This window comes from Duganella sp. 3397, from assembly GCF_031456625.1.
Taxonomy (GTDB): Bacteria; Pseudomonadota; Gammaproteobacteria; order Burkholderiales; family Burkholderiaceae_D; genus Rugamonas; species Rugamonas phyllosphaerae.
The window spans coordinates 796,385-816,755 of the sequence record NZ_JAVDVB010000004.1 but is presented as its reverse complement, the minus strand read 5'-3'; the positions used below and the strand labels follow the sequence as shown (position 1 = coordinate 816,755).

Annotated in this window: 19 protein-coding genes; 5 read left to right on the top strand and 14 right to left on the bottom strand. The window is 62.2% G+C overall.

The annotated features are described in order from the left end of the window. The first annotated feature begins 130 nt into the window (after positions 1-130). Entirely contained in the window at positions 131-1,255 is a 1,125-nt protein-coding gene (locus J2X54_RS16355; protein ID WP_070250501.1) for a mechanosensitive ion channel family protein, read from the top strand. Between the two features lie 129 nt (positions 1,256-1,384). On the opposite strand, the gene J2X54_RS16350 is transcribed toward J2X54_RS16355, so the two are convergent. The 8 genes from J2X54_RS16350 to rpsP form a co-directional block, all read right to left on the bottom strand. Beyond that, entirely contained in the window at positions 1,385-4,117 is a 2,733-nt protein-coding gene (locus J2X54_RS16350) for a pitrilysin family protein (protein ID WP_310182056.1), read from the bottom strand. A 96-nt stretch (positions 4,118-4,213) separates the two neighbouring features. Then, a complete protein-coding gene (locus J2X54_RS16345) occupies positions 4,214-4,549 on the bottom strand; it encodes a DUF3579 domain-containing protein (RefSeq protein ID WP_019921713.1) in 336 nt (111 codons plus the stop codon). A gap of 189 nt (positions 4,550-4,738) precedes the next feature. Then, positions 4,739-5,704 (bottom strand): CobD/CbiB family protein, encoded by a 966-nt coding sequence (locus tag J2X54_RS16340; RefSeq protein WP_310182055.1) that lies wholly within the window; start codon positions 5,702-5,704, stop codon positions 4,739-4,741. 84 nt (positions 5,705-5,788) lie between these two features. Then, positions 5,789-6,457: a CoA pyrophosphatase gene (locus J2X54_RS16335; protein WP_070250495.1), complete on the bottom strand. Its 669-nt coding sequence runs from the start codon at positions 6,455-6,457 to the stop codon at positions 5,789-5,791. Between the two features lie 81 nt (positions 6,458-6,538). Then, complete coding sequence (gene rplS, locus J2X54_RS16330; protein ID WP_070250494.1) at positions 6,539-6,928, bottom strand: 50S ribosomal protein L19; 390 nt, start codon at positions 6,926-6,928, stop codon at positions 6,539-6,541. Positions 6,929-7,056: 128 nt separating this feature from the next. Next, positions 7,057-7,803: a tRNA (guanosine(37)-N1)-methyltransferase TrmD gene (gene trmD / locus J2X54_RS16325; RefSeq protein ID WP_070250492.1), complete on the bottom strand. Its 747-nt coding sequence runs from the start codon at positions 7,801-7,803 to the stop codon at positions 7,057-7,059. Between the two features lie 21 nt (positions 7,804-7,824). Then, positions 7,825-8,385, bottom strand: coding sequence for a ribosome maturation factor RimM (rimM, locus tag J2X54_RS16320; RefSeq protein WP_070250490.1), 561 nt, complete (start codon positions 8,383-8,385; stop codon positions 7,825-7,827). A gap of 12 nt (positions 8,386-8,397) precedes the next feature. After that, positions 8,398-8,643 carry a 30S ribosomal protein S16 gene (gene rpsP, locus J2X54_RS16315; RefSeq protein WP_019921707.1) on the bottom strand — a complete coding sequence of 82 codons (246 nt, stop codon included), beginning with the start codon at positions 8,641-8,643 and terminating at the stop codon, positions 8,398-8,400. Positions 8,644-8,882: 239 nt separating this feature from the next. Between rpsP and J2X54_RS16310 the strand changes: the two genes are divergently transcribed. The 3 genes from J2X54_RS16310 to J2X54_RS16300 all read left to right on the top strand — a co-directional run bounded on the left by J2X54_RS16310 (position 8,883) and on the right by J2X54_RS16300 (position 11,114). Continuing rightward, positions 8,883-9,299 carry an NINE protein gene (locus tag J2X54_RS16310; protein WP_310182054.1) on the top strand — a complete coding sequence of 139 codons (417 nt, stop codon included), beginning with the start codon at positions 8,883-8,885 and terminating at the stop codon, positions 9,297-9,299. A gap of 34 nt (positions 9,300-9,333) precedes the next feature. Next, positions 9,334-9,921, top strand: coding sequence for a glycine zipper 2TM domain-containing protein (locus J2X54_RS16305; protein ID WP_070250487.1), 588 nt, complete (start codon positions 9,334-9,336; stop codon positions 9,919-9,921). Between the two features lie 134 nt (positions 9,922-10,055). Continuing rightward, positions 10,056-11,114 carry a TIGR03118 family protein gene (locus tag J2X54_RS16300; protein WP_310182053.1) on the top strand — a complete coding sequence of 353 codons (1,059 nt, stop codon included), beginning with the start codon at positions 10,056-10,058 and terminating at the stop codon, positions 11,112-11,114. Between the two features lie 44 nt (positions 11,115-11,158). On the opposite strand, the gene J2X54_RS16295 is transcribed toward J2X54_RS16300, so the two are convergent. The 6 genes from J2X54_RS16295 to ugpQ all read right to left on the bottom strand — a co-directional run bounded on the left by J2X54_RS16295 (position 11,159) and on the right by ugpQ (position 19,016). Beyond that, positions 11,159-12,949 (bottom strand): acyl-CoA dehydrogenase, encoded by a 1,791-nt coding sequence (locus J2X54_RS16295; protein ID WP_310182052.1) that lies wholly within the window; start codon positions 12,947-12,949, stop codon positions 11,159-11,161. A gap of 247 nt (positions 12,950-13,196) precedes the next feature. Further along, complete coding sequence (locus J2X54_RS16290) at positions 13,197-14,135, bottom strand: electron transfer flavoprotein subunit alpha/FixB family protein (protein WP_070250480.1); 939 nt, start codon at positions 14,133-14,135, stop codon at positions 13,197-13,199. 10 nt (positions 14,136-14,145) lie between these two features. Beyond that, positions 14,146-14,895, bottom strand: a complete 750-nt coding sequence (locus J2X54_RS16285; RefSeq protein WP_070250478.1) for an electron transfer flavoprotein subunit beta/FixA family protein — start codon at positions 14,893-14,895, stop codon at positions 14,146-14,148. A gap of 198 nt (positions 14,896-15,093) precedes the next feature. Next, positions 15,094-15,321 (bottom strand): sulfurtransferase TusA family protein, encoded by a 228-nt coding sequence (locus tag J2X54_RS16280; protein WP_026637260.1) that lies wholly within the window; start codon positions 15,319-15,321, stop codon positions 15,094-15,096. Positions 15,322-15,583: 262 nt separating this feature from the next. Beyond that, positions 15,584-18,193 (bottom strand): alanine--tRNA ligase, encoded by a 2,610-nt coding sequence (gene alaS, locus J2X54_RS16275; RefSeq protein ID WP_310182051.1) that lies wholly within the window; start codon positions 18,191-18,193, stop codon positions 15,584-15,586. A 70-nt stretch (positions 18,194-18,263) separates the two neighbouring features. Next, on the bottom strand, positions 18,264-19,016 hold the full coding sequence (ugpQ, locus tag J2X54_RS16270; protein ID WP_310182050.1) for a glycerophosphodiester phosphodiesterase: 753 nt from the start codon (positions 19,014-19,016) through the stop codon (positions 18,264-18,266). Between the two features lie 108 nt (positions 19,017-19,124). Between ugpQ and J2X54_RS16265 the strand changes: the two genes are divergently transcribed. Then, positions 19,125-20,354 carry a CaiB/BaiF CoA-transferase family protein gene (locus J2X54_RS16265; protein WP_070250472.1) on the top strand — a complete coding sequence of 410 codons (1,230 nt, stop codon included), beginning with the start codon at positions 19,125-19,127 and terminating at the stop codon, positions 20,352-20,354. The last annotated feature ends 17 nt before the right edge of the window (positions 20,355-20,371 follow it).

The window sequence follows — 20,371 nt, the reverse complement described above, 5'->3', positions numbered from 1 at the left end:
GGATGGATGCGTACAATCGACCTCAGCTCGTCTATTGTTTCATTATTGACGGGAAAGCATTTGTTCGTTAGCGCACGCATAAGCCTAATTGTGCGACGCAATATGGGCCGTTTCTCTAAAATCTCTACACATGGAAATAGAATATTTTACCGATTTACAGCAGGGACCGTGGCGCGCCGCAGCAGCGGTCGCCATCTCGGCCGTCATCTTCGTGGCGATCGCGCTGGTGCTGCACCGCGCCGGTATCGAGCTGCTCAAACGCATCGCCCGCCACCGGCCCTACACCACCAACGCCATCAAGTACGCGTTCCGCCCGAGCCAGGTCGCAGCGGTGCTGTTCGCGCTGCGGCTGGTGCTGACCGGCGCGCCGGAAACCACGCCGTTCCTCACCTCGTTCTCGCGCGTGGTCAGCGTGCTGCTGATCATCTGCCTGACCTGGCTGGCGATTGCCTGCGTCAATTCGATCAACAAGACCATCTCCGACCTCAACCCGGTCGATGTGCTCGACAATATGCGCGCGCGCCGCGTGCTCACGCAAACCTCGGTGCTCACCCGCAGCGCCAACGCCATCATCGTCTTGCTGGGCCTGGGCTTCATGCTGCTGACTTTGCCGGGTGCGCGCCAGTTCGGCGCCAGTCTGCTGGCGTCGGCCGGGGTGGCGGGCCTGGTGGCCGGTATCGCCGCCAAGCCGGTGCTGGGCAACTTCATCGCCGGCTTGCAGATCGCGTTTTCGCAGCCGATCCGCATCGACGACGTCTTGATCGTCAAGGGCGAATGGGGGCGCGTGGAGCGCATCACCGGCACCTACGTGGTGGTGCGCATCTGGGACGAGCGGCGCATGATCGTGCCGCTGCAATGGTTTATCGAAAACCCGTTCGAGAACTGGACCCACACGTCGTCGAGCATCCTGGGCACGGTGTTCCTGTGGCTGGACTTCAGCGTGCCGGTACAAAAAGTGCGCACCGAGTTCGAACGCATCACCCATGCGTCCACCCGCTGGGACCAGCGCGTGTGCGTATTGCACGTGACCGACGCCAACGAGAAAGGCATGCAGCTGCGCCTGCTGGTCAGTGCGGTCGATTCCGGCACGGCGTTCGATTTGCGCTGCGAGATCCGCGAGGCGATGATTGCGTTCGTGGCGGCCAACTACCCCGATTCGCTGCCGCGCCTGCGGCCTGTACTCGATTCACCTGGGCCGCAGGATGATACGCTGGGGATGCGGCCGGTGAAGGTGGCGGATAGTCCGCCGCCTTGATAAGTGAGGCGACTCCAACGGTCTATGGATCCCCGCTTTCGCGAGGATGACGGAGTTTAAGCCTGCGACGGTAAATTCGTCATCCTCGCGGACGCGGGGATCCATAGAACATCCGGGCAGCTCCAGCTTTTATCTCGCGCCCGCCTTCTTCTCGTCCCCAACCACCACCACCGTCAGCTTCGCCGGATCAACCGCCTTGCGGAACGCCGCATTGACCTGCTCCACCGTCGCCGCCTGCAATTTGGCCTCGTAGTCCTTGCTCCAGCTGTAGGTCTGGTTCAGGTACAGGTTGCGGGTCCAGCCGCCGGCCACCACCTTGTCCTGCGAGCGGTTCTGCACGCGCTGCTGCATCAGGCCCGACTTGGCCTGCGCCAGTTCCTCTGCGGTGAAGCCCTGCTTGACCGCACGGCCCAGCTCTTCGCGAATCGCCGCTTCCAGTTTTTTCAGGTTCTGCGGCGCGGCGATGGCGTGGATGGTGAAGTTGCCGGCGCGGTCGATATCGCCGGCGTGGATCGCCGCCCCGCCCCCGTACGACAGGCCGTCCTTCTGGCGAATACGGTCCATCAGGCGCGACTTCAAACTGCCGCCGCCGAAGATGTAGTTGGCCAGGTCCAGCGCCGGATAGGCCGGATCGTTGACGTTCAGGTCCAGGTTCAGGCGCGCGGCAAACATGCCGTTTTCCTTTTCCGGGGCGTCGATCACGCGGTGCACGGCCGGCTTGTCCACCGGCGTGTCCTTCAGCGGCGCGTACGCCACCTTGCTGTTCCAGCCGTTGAAGCTCTCGGCGATCGTCTTCTCCGCCATTGCCTTGTCGAAGTCGCCGACGATGGCCAGTTCGCCATGGCTGGCGCCAAAGTAATCGCGGTGGAAGGCCACCACGTCCTCGCGCTTGAGCGCCTTGATCGCCGCCAGTTGCTCATCGACCGTCATGGCGGCGCGGAAGTCGCCCTTCGGATGGGTGTCGAAATATTCTTCGATGGCGTTATGGGCCAGCGACTCCGGCTCGTTGCGCGACGACTCGATGCCGACGATCCATTGCTGGCGCAGCTGCTCGAATTCGTCCTGCGGGAAGTTCGCTTCACGCAGCACGTGCGCGACCAGGCGCAGCGCCGCGTCGAGGTTCGGGCCGGTGGTCTGGAAGCCATACACGCCACCGGTGATCTTCAACCTGGCAAACGCATCGGATAGTTGCTCGCGCGTGTACTTGCTGGTGCCGCGCGTGAGCATCTCGTCGGCAAAGGCCGCGGCCATCTGCTGCTTGAACAGGTTTTTTTCGTCGCCCCAGTGCAGTTGCATGTCCACGGACACGGACTGGCCCCGGTTCTTCTTGGGCAGCAGCGCCACTTTCAGGCCGCCGATGGTCTTGATCTCGGTGCGGGCGTTGATATTGTCCTGGCTCGGGTCGAACACCTCGGACGTCAGCACGCTGGCCTTGGCCTTGAAGTCTTTCATCACCTCGGCCACCGGCGGCGCGGCCGTGATCTCGGCGCGCTGCGGCTGGTCGTCGGGGATGAAGATGCCCACCACGCGGTTGTCGCGCCGGAGGTAGCGGCCGGCGGCGGCGCTGACCTGTTCGGCGGTCACCGCAGGCAGCTTGTCGCGGTTCTGGAACAGCAGGCGCCAGTCGCCCAGCGCGATTTCCTCGGACAGCGCCACGCCCACCTGCTGCGGATCGTTGAGCGACTTTTCCACGCTGTTGCTGTAACTGAGGCGCACCCGCTCCATCTCCTCCGCCGTGGGCGGCGTGGTGGCAAAGCCTTCCACTGCCTCGATCAGCGCGGCGCGCACCGGCTCGATCGGCTCACCGGCCTTTACCACGGCGCCGATGATTTCCAGTCCCGGTGCATAGCCGGCCTGGCCGAACGCGAACACCTCGGCAGCCTTGCCGGTGGCCACCAGCGCCTTGTGCAGGCGGCCGGAGGGCGTGTCGCCGAGGATCTCGCTCATCACGCTCAAGGCATTGGCGTCCGCGTGCAGCGCCGACGGAATTTTGTAGCCGAGCATGACGATCTGCATATCGCCCTTGCGGCGCACGACAAAACTGCGCTCGCCGTCCTGCTGCGGCTCCACCGTCCAGAACGGCGGCAGTACGCGCTTGGGTTTCGGGATGGCGCCGAACGATTTGGTGATCCACGCCAGCGTCTGCGCCGGGTCGAATTTGCCGGCCACCAGCAGCACTGCGTTGTCGGGCTGGTAGTACGTGCGGTAGAACGCCTGCAGGTTCTCGATGCGCACGTTCTCGATGTCGCTGCGGTTGCCGATGGTCGAGCGTCCGTAGCTGTGCCAGTCGTAGGCCACGCTGTCCATGCGTTTGAGCATGACCGAGAACGGGCTGTTCTCGCCGCTCTCGTACTCGTTGCGCACCACGGTCATCTCGGAGTCGAGGTCCTTGCGGGCGATGAAGGAATGGACCATGCGGTCGGCCTCCATGTCCAGCGCCCATTTGAGGTTCTCGGGGCTGGCCTGGAACACTTCGTAATAGTTGGTGCGATCGTACGAGGTGGTGCCGTTGAACTCCATGCCACGGCTGGCAAATTGCTGCGGGATGCTGCGGTTTTTCGGCGAGCCCTTGAACATCATGTGTTCGAGCAGGTGGGCCATGCCGGTCTCGCCGTAGTTCTCGTGGCGCGAGCCGACCAGGTACGTGACGTTGACGGTGACGGTGGGCTTGGACGCATCCGGGAACAGCAGCACCTTGAGGCCGTTGGGCAGGCGGTATTCGGTGATGCCTTCGACGACCGGGCCCTGCACCACGCCGGCCGGCAAACTGGCGGCGGCCCAAGCGGTGCCGGTGGCAACGAAGGAGAGACCGCACAGCAGCATGCTGGCAGCGGCAAGGAGTTTCAGACGGCTGGCGTTCATGGTGTCTCGCGTAAATACGGAAGAGCACAGCATACGCCCTGGCCTGCGCAACCCGCTAGTCACCAGCAAGATAATTTACTGAGGAAGAACTTAAGCTTACTTCTTTTCGGGGACCAGGCAGGCATCGACCACTTGCAGGTCGTTGTCCTTGGCGAACGAGATCACGAAGTGATACGCCATCGGCTCGAGGTCACGCAGCTTGCCGTTGACCACCACCGACTTGACGCCATTGACCACGGTGGGCGTGACATACGGCGAGAACTGCAGGTGCGAATCGCGGCCGCCACCGATGCCGGGCGGCTTGAAGCAAGCCATCACGCCGCACAGACGCTCGGCCCAGTCGCTGGGACGGAACGCCCTGCCATTGCTGGTTTGGCCAAGGATGAAGAACGAATCCTGCTGTTCTACCGGTTTTTGAACTGACTCTGCCATGGGCGGCTGCTCTGCGATGAGACATGTGGGTGAGGAACTTACGTATTATATCTTATAGAAGACCTGGATACGTAAGCCCTTGATTTTACGTGGATATTTATTCAAAACATCCATAATGGTGCAGAAAACCTGCGCTCTGCACCACGCAACACCGCTATTGTACCGCGCTATCGCCAGGTGTTGAGCGCTCTAAGGAGTCGCGCCGAGCCAGACTGCGCCGGATAGCAGCAGCAGCAACATCATCCACAGCAGCAGCGCGCGCCACACCAGGCCGACCGTGCTTTGCAGCGACCGCACGCTCGGCTCTTCACCCGGCAGGGTGTCGGCTTCGACATCGGAGATATCCACCGTGGCCGAGTCGATCAGGGTCACGCGGACCGCATGTTCAGACGGGGAACCAAGGCGCACGCCCATGGCTCCGCCGCCGGCCGACAGGATGATGCCGATCGCCTCGTCGGCCCAGCGCCGCGAGAAATTACGCCAGGCGTAGATCGCATCCTCGAAATTGCCCACCACGGCAAACGCCACGGCAGTCAGGCGCACCGGCAGCCAGTCGATCCAGTAATAGGCGCGGCCGGCAAACAGGCCGAAGGCTTCGTTGCGCATGTGTTCCGGTTCGTTCCAGGCCCGCGCCACGTATTCCGACACGCGGTACAGGATGGCGCCCACCGGCCCCAGGATCAGGAACCAGAAGAACACGCCGAAGACGTTGCGGTGCGTGGTGATCAGGGCTTTTTCCACGGCCAAGCGCGAAATCTCGTTGGCGTCCATGCCGATGGTGTCCTGGCGCGTCCATTCGGCCAGCAGCACGCGCGCGGCGGTTTCGTCGCCGGCGTTCAGTGCCAGCTGGATAGAGGTGAAATAGTGGCTGTAGTGGCGAAAGCCCAGCGTCAGGTAGACGATCAGCACGTTCCACGCGAACGAGGCCAGGAACCAGTCGTAGTAGTGCAGCACCCACGAGATGGTGGCCACCGGCACCAGGAGGATTGCCATCATCAGGAACCAGCCGATGCGCCCGTGCGTGGCCTGGCCGGCGTTGAACCAGGTCTCCATTCGCAATGCCAGGGCCTTGATCTCCGCGTAAATAAAATTATCCGCCCGCAGCGGTTTCATTTGCTCGATCAGCAGCGCGCACAGAATGGAAAGAAATGTCATCAATAATCCTTTTGGTCGGTACTACGTGCAGCCATACCTCGATGCCCGTTACGATAACTCACTCAAGTAACAGAATCAAACTTATTAGGCGCGCAGGAAGTGGAATAAATTCCTGAGCATGCCGGCGGTGGCGCCCCAGATGTAATAGGTCCCGTAGGGCATGGCGTAGAAGCTGCGCCGGCCCGACGGCAGTTCGATCGACAGGCGCTGGTGGTTCAAGCCATCCATCAGGAACGCCAGCGGCACCTCGAAAATCTCTTCGACCTCGCCAGGATCGGCCTGCATGGTGACCGGCGGCGTGACCAGCGCCACCACCGGCGTGACGCGGTAGCCGGTGCCGGTGTAATAGTCGGGCAAGGTGCCGATCACTTCCACGTGGGTGCGATCGAGGCTGATTTCCTCTTCCGCTTCGCGCAGCGCGGTTTCGACCGGGCTGGCGTCGTACGCTTCGGCGCGGCCACCGGGAAAGCTGATCTGGCCGGGATGGTCGGTGAGGTCGGCGTTGCGCTGAGTGAGCACCAGGCTCAAACCCTCGGGGCGCTGCACCAGGGCGATCAGGACCGACGCGGCGGTGGCGGGCGAGCCGTCTGCCCGCACCGCGTAGCTGGTTTCGGCAGCTTCGGGCGACCACTCGGGCTGCTCGGCGAAGCGCTGGCGCAGCCAGCCGGCGTTGAGGCGTTCGAGCGCAAGACCGGGTTCGCCGGCGATGGCGTCGATGGGTAATGAACGGGGGTCGAACAGCAGCTTGGCCAAGGCTCCTCCAGAATTAAGCAAGCGACTAAAAAAAGAGGGGCACCAAGTTGGCGCCCCTCTCTCCAAACACAATCGCTGCTATTAAGCGGCGACTGCTTTTTTCGCCGCTGGGCGACGGTTTGGCAGTTTTTCCTTGATACGTGCCGATTTGCCGGAACGATCACGCAGGTAGTACAGTTTAGCGCGACGTACGTCACCGCGGCGTTTCACTTCGATCGAAGCGATCAGCGGGGAGAACAGCTGGAAGGTACGCTCTACGCCTTCGCCGGACGAGATCTTGCGAACGATGAAGTTCGAGTTCAGGCCACGGTTACGACGCGAGATCACGACGCCTTCGTATGCCTGGGCGCGCTTGCGGGTGCCTTCGACTACGTTAACGTTCACGACGACGGTATCGCCAGGTGCAAAATCAGGGATGGTTTTGCCCAGGCGAGCGATTTCTTCTTGCTCGAGTTGTTGAATCAAGTTCATTTTAAACACTCCAAAAGCCATCATGCCGGCGCGCTGTCAATTCGAAAATTCGATGCCCGGTAGAGGATGGGTTCACTACGATAATTAAGCAGGCCACACAACTGCCTGCCGGGAACTACAACAGGTTTTTATAAACCTGCCAAAAATTTTTCATCGATCTTGCTCAACTGCCCTGCCGCTCGCGCCTTGACCAGCAGGTCGGGTCGCTTGCGGGCGGTCGCTTCCAGCATGCGCTGGCGGCGCCACTTGCCGATCTCGGCGTGGTTGCCGCCCATCAGGACCGGCGGTACCGCCACGCCCTCGTACGTCTCGGGCCGCGTGTAATGCGGCGAATCGAGCAGGCCGTTGACAAAACTGTCTTCGACGGCCGAGGCATCCGTGTTCAACACGCCGGGAATCAGGCGGATCACGGCATCCATCAAGGCCATCGCCGGCAATTCGCCACCCGACAGCACGAAATCGCCAAGGCTGATTTCTTCGTCGATGCAGCGATCGATCAGGCGCTGGTCGACCGCCTCGTAGCGGCCGCACAGGATCACGAGGCCGGGTTCCTGCTTGAGCTGGACCACGCGTTCGTGCGTCAACTGCTTGCCCTGGGGCGACATGAACACCACGCGCGGCGCCGGCAAACCGGCTTCGAGCTGCCGCGCTTTCGCTGCGTTGATCGTCGCTTCCAGGGGTTTGGCCAGCATCACCATGCCGGGGCCGCCGCCGTAAGGGCGGTCATCCACGGTGCGGTGATTGTCGGTGGTGAAATCACGCGGATTCCACAACGACAAGCCACATTTATTCTGTTCGAACGCACGCCGGGTGACCCCAGACTGCGTCAGTGCGGCGAACATTTCGGGGAACAGGGTCACGACATCGAATTGCATGGCGGGCCGCCCTTATGTTCACTAGTAATCAAGGCCCCAATCGACAGTGATCTTTTTCGCCGCCTTGTCCACCTTGATGATGAACGCTTCGACAAATGGAATCAGGCGCTCTTGCGCCGCGTCGTCGGGTGCTGCCTCTGCGGATTCGGCTGGCTTGATGCGCAAGATCGACTGCGGACCGTTGCTCATCATGTCAGTCACCGTACCGAGCGACTCACCTTGCAGATTCTCTACATCCAGACCAATCAACTCGGTCCAGTAAAACTCGTCTTCCGACAATACCGGAAAGCGGCTGCGCGGAATGGAAACAGCGGCGCCCTTGAGCGCTTCTGCGACATTCCGGTCAGTGACGCCGACCAGCTGTGCGACCACGTCGCCGCCATGCAGCTTGCACTGCTTGACATCGACATCGTGCAAGGTGGGCTTGTCGATCCACCAGGTTTTTACCGAGAGCAGCGCATCCGCATCTTCCGAGAAAGGACGGATCCTCACCCAGCCAGCGACGCCATAGGCACCGAAGACAAAGCCTACCTGTGCCAGATCGTCGGGGACTTGCACCCCGGATGCTTGCTTATCGGTCAAACCAGCAACCTATTACGCTGCTTTGTTCGAAGCTACCAGGCGAGCCACGGTTGGCGACAGTTGTGCGCCGACCGATTGCCAGTGAGCCAGACGGTCAGCGGTGATGCGCAGTGGCACTTCGCCGCCTTGCGCCATCGGGTTGTAGAAACCGATGCGTTCGATGAAACGGCCATCGCGGCGATTGCGCGAATCGGTTGCAACGATGTTGAAGAACGGACGCTTCTTGGCGCCTCCACGAGCTAAACGAATAACGACCATAATATTTCCAAAAAGTGTGCTAGGACGGAAAAAGCCGCAAATTATAGCGCGCCTGACCGCAAAGCAGCAAGCGTTAATGAAATAATCGGGCAGATTGGGGTAATCGAAGATTATCCCCCGTTCCGGCCAACGGGGCAATAGCTGAGACGCGATGTTGCCCAGGTTCTTGCCAAAAAAGTAGGCCGGGGGCGACATTATGACCGATACTGGCCAGCCCAGGACTTTTTTGCCGCATTCCCATGACTGCTCGCCACAAAAGCAAGACCATCGCCACCGTGCTCGCCTTCCTGTTCGGCGGCCTCGGGTTGCAACGCCTGTACCTGCGCGGCTGGCGCGATCCATGGCTGTGGCTGCACCTGGCCGCCCTGCCCACTGCCTGGCTGGTGGCCACCCTGGCGCCGCAGGCCGATGGCTTTTACAAGCTGCTGCCGATCATGCTCTCGGGCCTGGCTGGTTTCCTCGAAGCGCTGGTGCTGGGCCTGATGCCGGACGAGCAATGGGATGCGCGCTTCAACCCGCACTCCGGCAAGCAATCAAACACGCGCTGGCCGATTGCCGTGGTGCTGATCGCCACCATGACCATCGGGGCCGCGAGCTTGATTGCCACAATCTCACGTTTTTTCGATCTGCTATACACTGGCGGCGCTTATGGCTAACTTATGGCTAACATTCTCCAAGAGGAAAAATAATATGAACAAGCACTCGATCCTGCTGGCAGTGGCAGTGGCAATGACCACCCTGACTTCCACGTCCTACGCCCAGATGAGCAAGTCGGAATACAACGCCGAAACCAAGCGCATCGCCAACCGCTATGCCGAAGACAAGAAATTGTGCGCCGAAGAAGGCAGTTCGACCGCGCGCATGCAGTGCCTGCGCGACGCCAAGACCGAATTCACGCAGCACAACGCCAATGCCAAGGCCAGCTACAACACCAAGGCCTCCGCCTGCCGCGACTGCGGCCGCGTGACCTCGGTGGTGGTCGGTGAAAAAGCCGGTGAAGGCGGCGCCGTGGGCCTGATCGCCGGCGGCGTGGCTGGCGCCCTGCTGGGCAACCAGGTGGGCAGCGGCGGCGGCAAAAAGCTCGCTACCCTGGCCGGCGCTGCCGGTGGCGCCTACGCGGGCAAGAAAGTCGAAGAACACGCACGCACCAGCAAGCAGTGGACCGTGCACGTGCGCTACGACGACGGCAAGCAGGACAGCTTCGTCTACGACAACGATCCGCAGATGGCCAATGGCGACCGGGTGCAAAAGCAGAACGGCACGCTGGTACGCCGCTAAGCAGTTCAGAAAACAGCCTGCGGGCTGTTTTTTTTGGACTGCTTTTTGATGTATCAAGTTTGTTACAACAAACAATAAAACCTGCGGACGGCCAGTGCGGATTAAGAGTTTCCTCTTCCGCTCAAAGGCCCGTCATGCAATTCATCTCAAGCAATAAATTCAAACTCGCTGCCGTACTGCCGCTGGTCCTGGCCAGCCTGCTGACGGCCTGTGGTGGCAGCTCCACCGCGACCAGCGCACCCAGCGCACCAGCGAGCGTATTTGCCGACACCAAGTTGGTCGGCGACGTGGCCGGCGCCGCGCCGAACACCGATCCCAATTTGATCAACGCCTGGGGCATCGCCTTCAACCCCACCGGCTACGTGTGGGTAGCCAATACCGCCACCGCCACCTCGACCCTGTACGACGGCAACGGCGTGCGCCAGACACTGGTGGTCAAAACGCCACCGGCGCCGATCGGCATCGTCTTCAACGGCAGCACCGACTTCAACGGCAGTCCGTTCATCTTCAGCACCGCGCTCGGTGCGATTGCCGCCTGGTCGCCAGCCACCGATCCGGCCAACGCCGCCACCGTGTTCGACGGCAGCGCTAGCGGCACCTCGTACATCGGCCTGGCGATTGCCAGCAACAATGGCGCCAATTACATCTACGCCGCCGATTTCGCCAACAATAAGATCGACGTGTTCGACGCCAAGTTCGCCAAGGCCACCCTGCCCGGCAACTTCACCGACCCGAAGGTGCCGGCAGGCTATGGCCCGTACAACATCCAGACCATCGGCAACCGCATTTACGTGGCATATGCCAAGCATGCCGGCAACTTCGCCGAGCACGCGGTGGGATCGGGCATCGTCAGCGTGTTCGATACGGCCGGCAACCTGGTCAAGCAACTGGTGGCGGGCGGCACCTTGAATGCGCCATGGGGCATCGCCCAGGCGCCAGCCAACTTCGGCACGCTGAGCGGCAAACTGCTGGTCGGTAACTTCGGCGATGGCCTGATCCAGGCCTACGACCCCGATACGGGCGCAGCGCTGGGCATGCTGCGCAAGGCCGATGGCAGCAACATCGTCGTCGATGGCTTGTGGGGGCTGGCGTTTGGCAATGGCGTCAACAACCAGCCGACCAATACGCTGTTCTACACGGCCGGTCCGAACGGCACCACGCATGGACTGTATGGTCGAATCGACGTGAAGTAAGGAATCATGCCGGGTGCGCGTATGGCACCCGGCATCATGGCGCTTTAGAACTGGACTTCGTCCAGCGCCAGCACACCGGCGCTGCCGTCAACGATGGCCGTGCGCAGGCCGGACGATTGCGACAGGATGTGGTCGGCAAAGAAGCGCGCCGTGCCAATTTTCGCTCTGTAGAACGCCGCATCGCCCTCGCCCGCTGCGATCTTCTGCTGCGCGATTGCGGCGGCGCGCGCCATCTGCCAGCCGCCCAGCACCACGCCCGCCAGTTTCAGGTACAGCACGCTGCCGGCAAACACGGCCTTGACGTCGCTCTTGGCGTTGGCCACCACGAAGTCCACCGCTGCGGCCAGGTCGTCGGCGCCAGCGGCCAGTTGTTTGGCAATCGCCTGCAAGTGTGCATCGCCGGAGGCGGCCAGCTGGGCTTGCGTGGCGCGTACCTGCTCGATCAGGCCCTTGGCCACGGCGCCGCCGTCGCGCACGGTCTTGCGGCCGACCAGGTCGTTGGCCTGGATCGCGGTCGTGCCTTCGTAGATGGTGAGGATCTTGGCGTCGCGGTAATGCTGGGCGGCGCCGGTTTCTTCGATGAAACCCATGCCGCCGTGCACCTGCACGCCGTCGCGCGTAACGTCCTGCGACATCTCGGTGGACCAGCCCTTGATCACCGGCACCAGGTATTCGTACACCGCCAGGTTGTGCTTGCGCACGGCTTCGTCGGCGTGGCTGTGGGCGATGTCGGACAGGCCGGCACCCACGTAGGCCAGCGCCCGCGCAGCTTCCGTCTGCGAGCGCATATTCATCAACATGCGGCGCACGTCCGGGTGGTGGATGATGGCGACCGGACCGGCGGAGCCAGCCACGTCGCGCGACTGCACGCGCTCGCGCGCGAACGCCACCGCCTTCTGGTACGCGCGCTCGGCCAGGCCGATGCCTTGCAGGCCGACGCCGAAGCGGGCCGCATTCATCATGATGAACATGTATTCGAGGCCGCGATTTTCTTCGCCGACCAGGGTGCCGATGGCGCCGCCGTGGTCGCCGAATTGCAGCACGGCGGTCGGGCTGGCCTTGATGCCGAGCTTGTGCTCGAGCGAGACGCAGTGGGCGTCATTGCGCGCGCCCAGCGTGCCGTCGGCATTGACCAGGAACTTCGGCACGATGAACAGCGAAATGCCTTTGACGCCGGCCGGGGCATCGGGCGTGCGCGCCAGCACCAGGTGCACGATGTTGTCGGAGAAATCATGCTCGCCGTAGGTGATGTAGATCTTGGTGCCGAATACTTTATAGGTGCCATCGCCCTGCGGCTCCGCGCGGGTGCGCACGGCGGCCAGGTCGGAACCGGCTTGTGGCTCGGTCAGGTTCATGGTGCCGGTCCATTCGCCCGAGACCAGCTTTTCCAGGTAAATCGCTTTTTGCTCGTCGCTGCCGGCGGTCAGCAGCGCTTCGATGGCGCCGTCCGACAGCAGCGGGCACAGCGCGAACGAGATGCTGCCCGAGTTGAGCATCTCGATGCACGGCGTGGCCAGCAGCTTGGGCAAGCCCTGGCCGCCGAACTCGACCGGATGCTGCACGCCCTGCCAGCCCGCCTCGCCAAACGCCTTGAAGGCAGCCTTGAAGCCGTTCGAGGTCGTTACCTGGCCGTCATGCCAGTAGCTCGGTTCCTTGTCGCTGGCATGGTTCAGCGGCGCGATCACGCCGCTGACGAACTTGCCGTTTTCTTCGAGGATGGCTTCGGCCGTGTCGAGGGTAGCGTCTTCATTGCCGGGCAGCGCGGTGACGGCTGCCAGGTCGGCCAGTTCGTTGATGACGAACAGCATGTCTTTGAGGGGGGCTTGGTAGGGCATGTTGTCTCCGTATTTACTTGCACTAAATCCGTCATCCTCGCGCATGCGGGGATCCATAGGACCTGTGAGCCATGTTTGCTGCCGCATGCGCCAACATCGTCCACGCGCACCACGGATCCCCGCGTTCGCGAGGATGACGTTGGTAGTGTTCGGTGACGGAGCGCTGGCTGCGGGTTTAAAAAAAGCCACGGTGGCCAGGCATCTACCCCAACCAGCGTGGCTCGTTTGTTACGTTGGTATTTAACCGTTAGCCCAGCTCGGCCACCAGCTGCGGCACCACGTCGAACAGGTCGCCCACGATGCCGTAATCGGCCACCGAGAAGATCGGCGCTTCCGGGTCCTTGTTGATCGCCACGATCACTTTCGAATCCTTCATGCCGGCCAGGTGCTGGATCGCGCCCGAGATACCGACGGCGATGTACAGGTTAGGCGCGACGATCTTGCCGGTCTGGCCAACTTGCCAGTCGTTCGGCACGTAGCCGGCGTCCACCGCAGCGCGCGAGGCGCCCATGGCGGCGTTGAGCTTGTCGGCCAGCGGCTCGAGCACCTTGAACGCTTCGCCGGAACCCATGCCACGGCCACCGGAAACGATCACCTTGGCGGCGGTCAGCTCGGGACGGTCGGACTTGGCCAGCTCGCGGCCGACGAAACTCGACTTGCCGGAATCGGCCACGGCGGTCACGGTCTCGGTGGCAGCCGTGCCACCGGTGGCGGCAGCAGCGTCGAAGCCGGTGGCGCGCACGGTGATGACCTTGATCTTGTCGGACGATTGAACGTAAGCGATGGCGTTACCGGCGTAGATCGGGCGCTCGAAGGTGTCGGGCGCATCGACCTTGGTGATTTCGGAAATCTGCGCCACGTCCAGCTTGGCAGCGACGCGCGGCAGGATGTTCTTGCCGTAGGCGGTGGCCGGAGCCAGGATGTGGCTGTAGGCGTCGCCCTGGGCCAGCGCCAGGATTTGCTCGGCGACGTTTTCAGCCAGGCCGTCGGCGAAGTGCGGCGCGTCGGCCACGATGACTTTCGATACGCCGGCAATTTGCGCGGCAGCCGCAGCAGCGGCGCCGGCGTTGGAACCGGCCACCAGCACGTGCACGTCGCCGCCGCACTGGGCAGCTGCGGTCACGGTGTGGAGGGTGCTGCCTTTCAGGCTGGCGTTGTCGTGTTCTGCGATAACTAATGCGACCATGATGATTCCTTTAGATGACTTTGGCTTCGGTGCGCAGCTTGGCGACCAGGGTGGCGGCGTCCGGCACGATGATGCCGGCCGAGCGTTTGGCAGGCTCGACAACCTTCAGCGTTTTCAGGCGCGGGGTCACATCGACGCCCAGGTCTGCCGGCGTGGTCACGTCCAGCGGTTTCTTCTTGGCCTTCATGATGTTCGGCAGCGTCACGTAGCGCGGCTCGTTCAGGCGCAGGTCGGTGGTGATGATCGCCGGGAGGGTCAGCGCCAGGGTTTCCAGGCCGCCGTCCACTTCGCGGGTGACCGTGGCTTTGCCGTCTTCGAGCACCACTTTCGACGCGAACGTCGCTTGTGGCCAACCAAGCAAGGCTGCCAGCATCTGGCCGGTCTGGTTGGAGTCGTCATCGATGGCCTGCTTGCCCAGGATGATCAGTTGCGGCTGCTCCTTGTCGGCCAGCGCCTTGATCAGCTTGGCCACTGCCAGCGGTTCCAGTTCCACGTCGGTTTGCACCAGGATGCCGCGATCGGCGCCGATGGCCATGCCGGTGCGCAGGGTTTCCTGGCACTTGTCCACGCCGCACGAGATCGCCACCACTTCGGTAACCTTGCCGGCTTCCTTGAGGCGCGTGGCTTCTTCCAGCGCGATCTCGTCGAACGGGTTCATCGACATTTTGACATTGGCGATATCGACGCCGGTGCCGTCCGATTTGACGCGCACCTTGACGTTGTAGTCGACCACGCGTTTGACGGGTACCAAGACTTTCATAGCTGTGCCTTTGGGAAAATAGTGAATAACGATCTAAACAAACGATCCAAATTAGTGGGCTAGATTATATGAGAAATCCGCCGGACACAATAAATTAAAGCACGATCGTGCGATTTTTAGTTAGTGGAAATCGTCTAAAAACTCATTTAGACGATTATTCCATTTGCAATGCTGGGTAGGGAATGAACAGCGAAAAACTTATTTGCGGCGCATCAAAAAGACGAATTCGCGGCCCGTTTGCACGTGCGAGAGCAGTGCGTTGCCGGTTTGTTTGGCGAAAGCCTGGAAGTCGCGAACGGAGCCAGGATCGGTTGCCATGATGCGCAGCACTTCGCCGCTTTGCAGTTCCGCCAGGGCTTTTTTAGCCTTGAGGATCGGCAGCGGACAGTGCAGTTCGCGCGCATCGAGTTCCATGTGGAATTCCATGATTTCGTTGTCTAGTATCGTGTCGGTCATCTTGAACCCGCTAGTTAGCTAGGAAGTAGTAAGGCATTTTCGCAATACTACTCCTTTTCGCAGCTCTTGACGCGCTGCACCAAAATAGTTCGCAGCTCGTTGCAATTCTGCAACGGGAACTTGCAAGTATACAATCAGGTCTTTCAAACAACAACGGCCCGCGCTTGACACGCGGGCCGTCGTTATCCCTGATTCTACAGGCTTACTTGCAGATTAGCACTCAAAAGCGTGATTACGCCCGGCCACCAATCCATGCGGCAACACCTGCCAGCGCGTTCGGCAAACCGCTTGGATCGGTACCGCCGGCCTGCGCCATATCGGGGCGTCCGCCGCCTTTTCCGCCCACTTGTTGTGCAACGAAGTTCACCAGTTCGCCGGCCTTGACCTTGGCCGTGGCGTCCGCCGTCACACCGGCAATCAGGCTCACCTTGCCGTCGTTGACGGCGGCGAGCACGATGGCGGCGGTCTTGAGCTTGTCCTTGAGCTTGTCCATGGTCTCGCGCAGGGTGGCCACATCGGCGCCTTCCAGCACCGCTGCCAGCACCTTGATGCCGTTGACGTCGACCGCCTTGGTGGCCAGTTCGTCGCCCTGGCCCGAAGCCAGTTTCGACTTCAGCGCCGCCAGTTCTTTTTCCAGCGATTTCACCTGATCCTGCACGGCGCCGATCTTGACCAGGAGCTCGTCCGGATTAGCCTTGAACGCAGCTGCAGCATCGCCGAGCTTGCGCGCCATGCCTTGCACCAGCGCCAGCGCGCCCTCGCCCGTCACCGCTTCCACGCGGCGGATGCCGGCAGCAACGCCGCCTTCGCCGATGATCTTGAACAGGCCGATGTCGCCGGTACGCTGCACGTGCACACCGCCGCACAGCTCTTTCGAGGTGCCGATGTCGAGCACGCGCACTTCGTCGCCGTACTTCTCGCCGAACAGCGCCATGGCGCCATGTTTGACGGCGTCGTCGAACGACATGTGCTGGGCCTTCGTCGCGTGATTTTCCAGGATCTCTTTATTGACCTTGGCTTCCACTTCGGCGATCTGCTCGGCCGTCAACGGTGCGTTGTGGCTGAAGTCGAAACGGGTTTTGTCCGGATCGACCAGCGAGCCTTTTTGCGCCACGTGGCCGCCCAGCACTTCGCGCAGGGCTTTGTGCATGAGGTGGGTAGCCGAGTGGTTGCGGATGGTGCGGCCGCGCTTGTGCAGGTCCACTTCGGCCGACACCGCGTCGCCCACTTTCAGGCTGCCCTCGGTCAGCACGCCGTGCTGGCCAAAAACGTCGGCCTGGATTTTCAGCGTGTCTTCCACGTCGAACAAGGCGCCGGTCGCCTTGATGGCGCCCTGGTCACCGACCTGGCCGCCCGATTCGGCGTAGAACGGCGTGGTGTCGAGTACCACGATGCCCGACTCGCCTTGTTTGAGTTCCGGCACCGAGACGCCATTGGCGTACAGCGCGATGACTTTCGAGTTGACGCTCATGTCGTCGTAACCGATGAACCTGGTCTTTTCGCCCGTGTATTCGACGTTGGCAGCCATCTTGAACTTGCCGGCCGCGCGCGCGGTTTTCTTTTGCTGTTCCATGGCGGCGTTGAAACCTGCTTCGTCGAGCGTGATGTTGCGCTCGCGGCAGATGTCGGCGGTCAGGTCCAGCGGGAAGCCGTAGGTGTCGTACAGGGTGAACGCGGTGCCGCCGTCGAGCTTGGTCGGATCCTTGGCCAGCTGCGCTTCCAGGATCTTCATGCCGTTTTCCAGCGTTTCGCCAAAACGCTCTTCCTCGGCTTTCAGCGTGGCAGCGACGCGGTCGCGGGCTTCGGCCAGTTCCGGGTAAGCCACGCCCATCTCGATGTTGAGGTCTGCCACCAGCTTGTAGAAGAACGGCTTGGTCTGGCCCAGCTTGTGGCCGTGACGCAGCGCGCGGCGGATGATGCGGCGCAGCACGTAACCGTGGCCTTCCGGACCAGGGATGATGCCGTCGACGATCAGGAACGAGGCGGCGCGGATGTGGTCGGCAATCACGCGCAGCGACTTCGATTCCAGGTCGGTGGCGCCGGTTTCGCGCGCGGCAGCCTTGATCAGGTTCTGGAACAGGTCGATTTCGTAGTTGCTGTGCACGTGTTGCAGCACGGCGGCCAGGCGCTCCATGCCCATGCCGGTATCGACGCACGGCTTGGGCAGCTTGTTCATATTACCAGCTTCGTCGCGGTTGAACTGCATGAACACCAGGTTCCAGATTTCGATGAAGCGGTCGCCGTCTTCCTCGGCCGAGCCGGGGGGGCCGCCCCAGATGTCGGCGCCGTGGTCATAGAAGATCTCGGTGCACGGGCCGCACGGCCCCACGTCGGCCATCTGCCAGAAGTTGTCGGACGCGTAGCGCGAACCCTTGTTGTCGCCGATACGGATGATGCGCTCTGTCGGCACGCCGATCTCCTTGGCCCAGATGTCGTAGGCCTCGTCATCTTCGAAGTAGACGGTGACGGTGAGCTTTTCCGCTGGCAGGCCGTAGACCTTGGTCAGCAGTTCCCAGGCGTACTGGATGGCGTCGCGCTTGAAATAGTCGCCGAAGCTGAAGTTGCCCAGCATTTCGAAGAACGTGTGGTGACGCGCGGTGTAGCCGACGTTTTCCAGGTCGTTGTGCTTGCCGCCGGCGCGCACGCAGCGCTGCACGGAGGTCGCGCGCGAATACGGGCGCGTATCGAGGCCAAGGAAAACGTCCTTGAATTGCACCATGCCGCTGTTGGTGAGCAGCATGGTCGGATCATTGCCAGGTACCAGCGGGCTGGAACGGACAATCGTGTGACCCTTGGATTCAAAAAACTTGAGGAACTTCTCGCGGATTTCAGATGATTTCATGGCGTATGCAGGGAGGGTAGCTGGCAGATGCAAAGGGTTGATTATATATGACGTCCACTACGGCAGGGTCTCAGGCGAATGCCGGGCCGATCAAATCGATGCGGTCAGTGCAAAAGCCGTCCACGCCCCACAACAGGATTTCCCTGGCCCGGTCCGGATCGTTGACGGTGTAGCAAAACAGGCCAAAACCGGCAGCCTTGATGCTGGCGGCCAACTCCAGGGTCAAATGCTGGTGATTGGTGTTGATGGACACCGCCTGCAGCGCCCTGGCCTGCTCCTGCCAGTCTGCGGGGATACGGTCGAGCAGCCAGGCGCGCGGTACGTCGGGGGCGGCGTCGCGGGCGGCGGCCAGGGCCTCCATGCTGAACGAGGACAGCAACGGCACCTGGGCCATGTCGCCAGCGGCAATCTCGTCCGCGTAAGAGTCGCGCGTCACGCGCGCCACCCAGGCGCCGGTGGCTGCGGCAAAACCGTCGGCGGGCTTGATCTCGACGTTCATCCAGATGCCCTGCTCTTTGCAGTAATCGATGAACTGGGTGTAGTACGGCACCGGTTCGCCCGCAAACTGCGCGCTGTGCCAGCTGCCCGCATCCATCGCCGCCAGGTCGCGCGCCAGCGTGTGCGCGACCTGGCCGGCACCGGCCACGGTACGGCCGAAATCGGGGTCGTGCATGACCATGCCGATGCCGTCTTTCGACAGCATCACATCGAACTCGACAGCATGGAAACCGTAAGCGAGGCCGGCGCGCAAGCCGGCCACCGTGTTTTCCGGCGCCAGGGTGCCGCCGCCGCGATGCGCAACAATTTTAGGATAGGGCCACATGATGCCGAATTAGTGATGGAATTGGGAGGGACGGCACCACGACACTATCACGATCGTGCCCCAGACACTACACTGGCGGGCGAGACGACTGACCAAAGAGAGACAATAATGACTTTACCGAAAGCGCTGGGCCACCTCCGCGTGCTGGACCTGAGCCGCGTGCTGGCCGGCCCCTGGTGTTCGCAAAACCTGGCCGACCTGGGCGCCGACGTGATCAAGATCGAACGCCCCGGCAACGGCGACGACACCCGCGCCTGGGGCCCGCCCTACGCCAAAGACGCCGACGGCAACGACACCACCGAAGCCGCCTATTACCTGGCCGCCAACCGCGGCAAGCGCTCGGTGACGATCGACATCGCCAGCGTTGACGGCCAGGCCCTGCTGCGCGAACTGGTGGTGCACTGCGACGTGGTGCTGGAAAACTACAAGGTCGGCCAGCTGAAACGCTACGGCCTCGATTACGAGTCGCTCAAGGCCATCAAGCCCGATATCGTCTATTGCTCGGTGACCGGTTTCGGCCAGGATGGCCCGTACGCCCACCGCGCCGGCTATGATTTCCTGATCCAGGGCATGGGCGGCCTGATGTCGGTGACCGGCGAACGCGACGACCTGCCCGGCGGCGGCCCGCAAAAAGCCGGCGTGGCGCTGACCGACCTGATGACCGGCATGTATGCCACCATCGCCATCATGGCGGCGCTGACCCACCGCGACCGCAGCGGCGAAGGCCAGTACATCGACATGGCGCTGCTCGACGTGCAGGTGGCCATGCTGGCCAATATGGGCAGCAACTACCTCAACAGCGGCAAGCCCCCCAAGCGCTGGGGCAATGCGCATCCGAACATCGTGCCTTACCAGACCTTTGCCTGCTCCGATGGCTACATCATCGTCGCCACCGGCAACGACGGCCAGTACCAGAAATTCGTCGAGGTGGGCGGCCGCGCCGACCTGGCCTTGCACGAGCGCTACGCCACCAATCCGCTGCGCGTCAAGCACCGCGAGGAACTGGTGCCGCTGCTGGCCGAGATGGTGTTGCGCCAGTCGCGCGCGTTCTGGATCGACCAGCTCGAAGCAGTGGGCGTGCCCTGCGGCCCGATCAACAACCTCGACGACGTGTACAGCAACCCGCAAGTGCTGGCGCGCGGCATCGTCACCGAAGTGCCGCACCCCACCGCCGGCACCGTCAAGCTGGTACGCAATCCGATGCGCCTGTCGGCCTCGCCGGCGGACAATGCCGTGGCGCCGCCGCTGCTGGGCCAGCATACCGAGGACATCGTGCGCGACTTGCTGGGCCACAGCGATGCCGAGATAGCCGCGCTGCGGGCCAAGGGTGTACTTTAAGGCGCAACTGCGGTGCT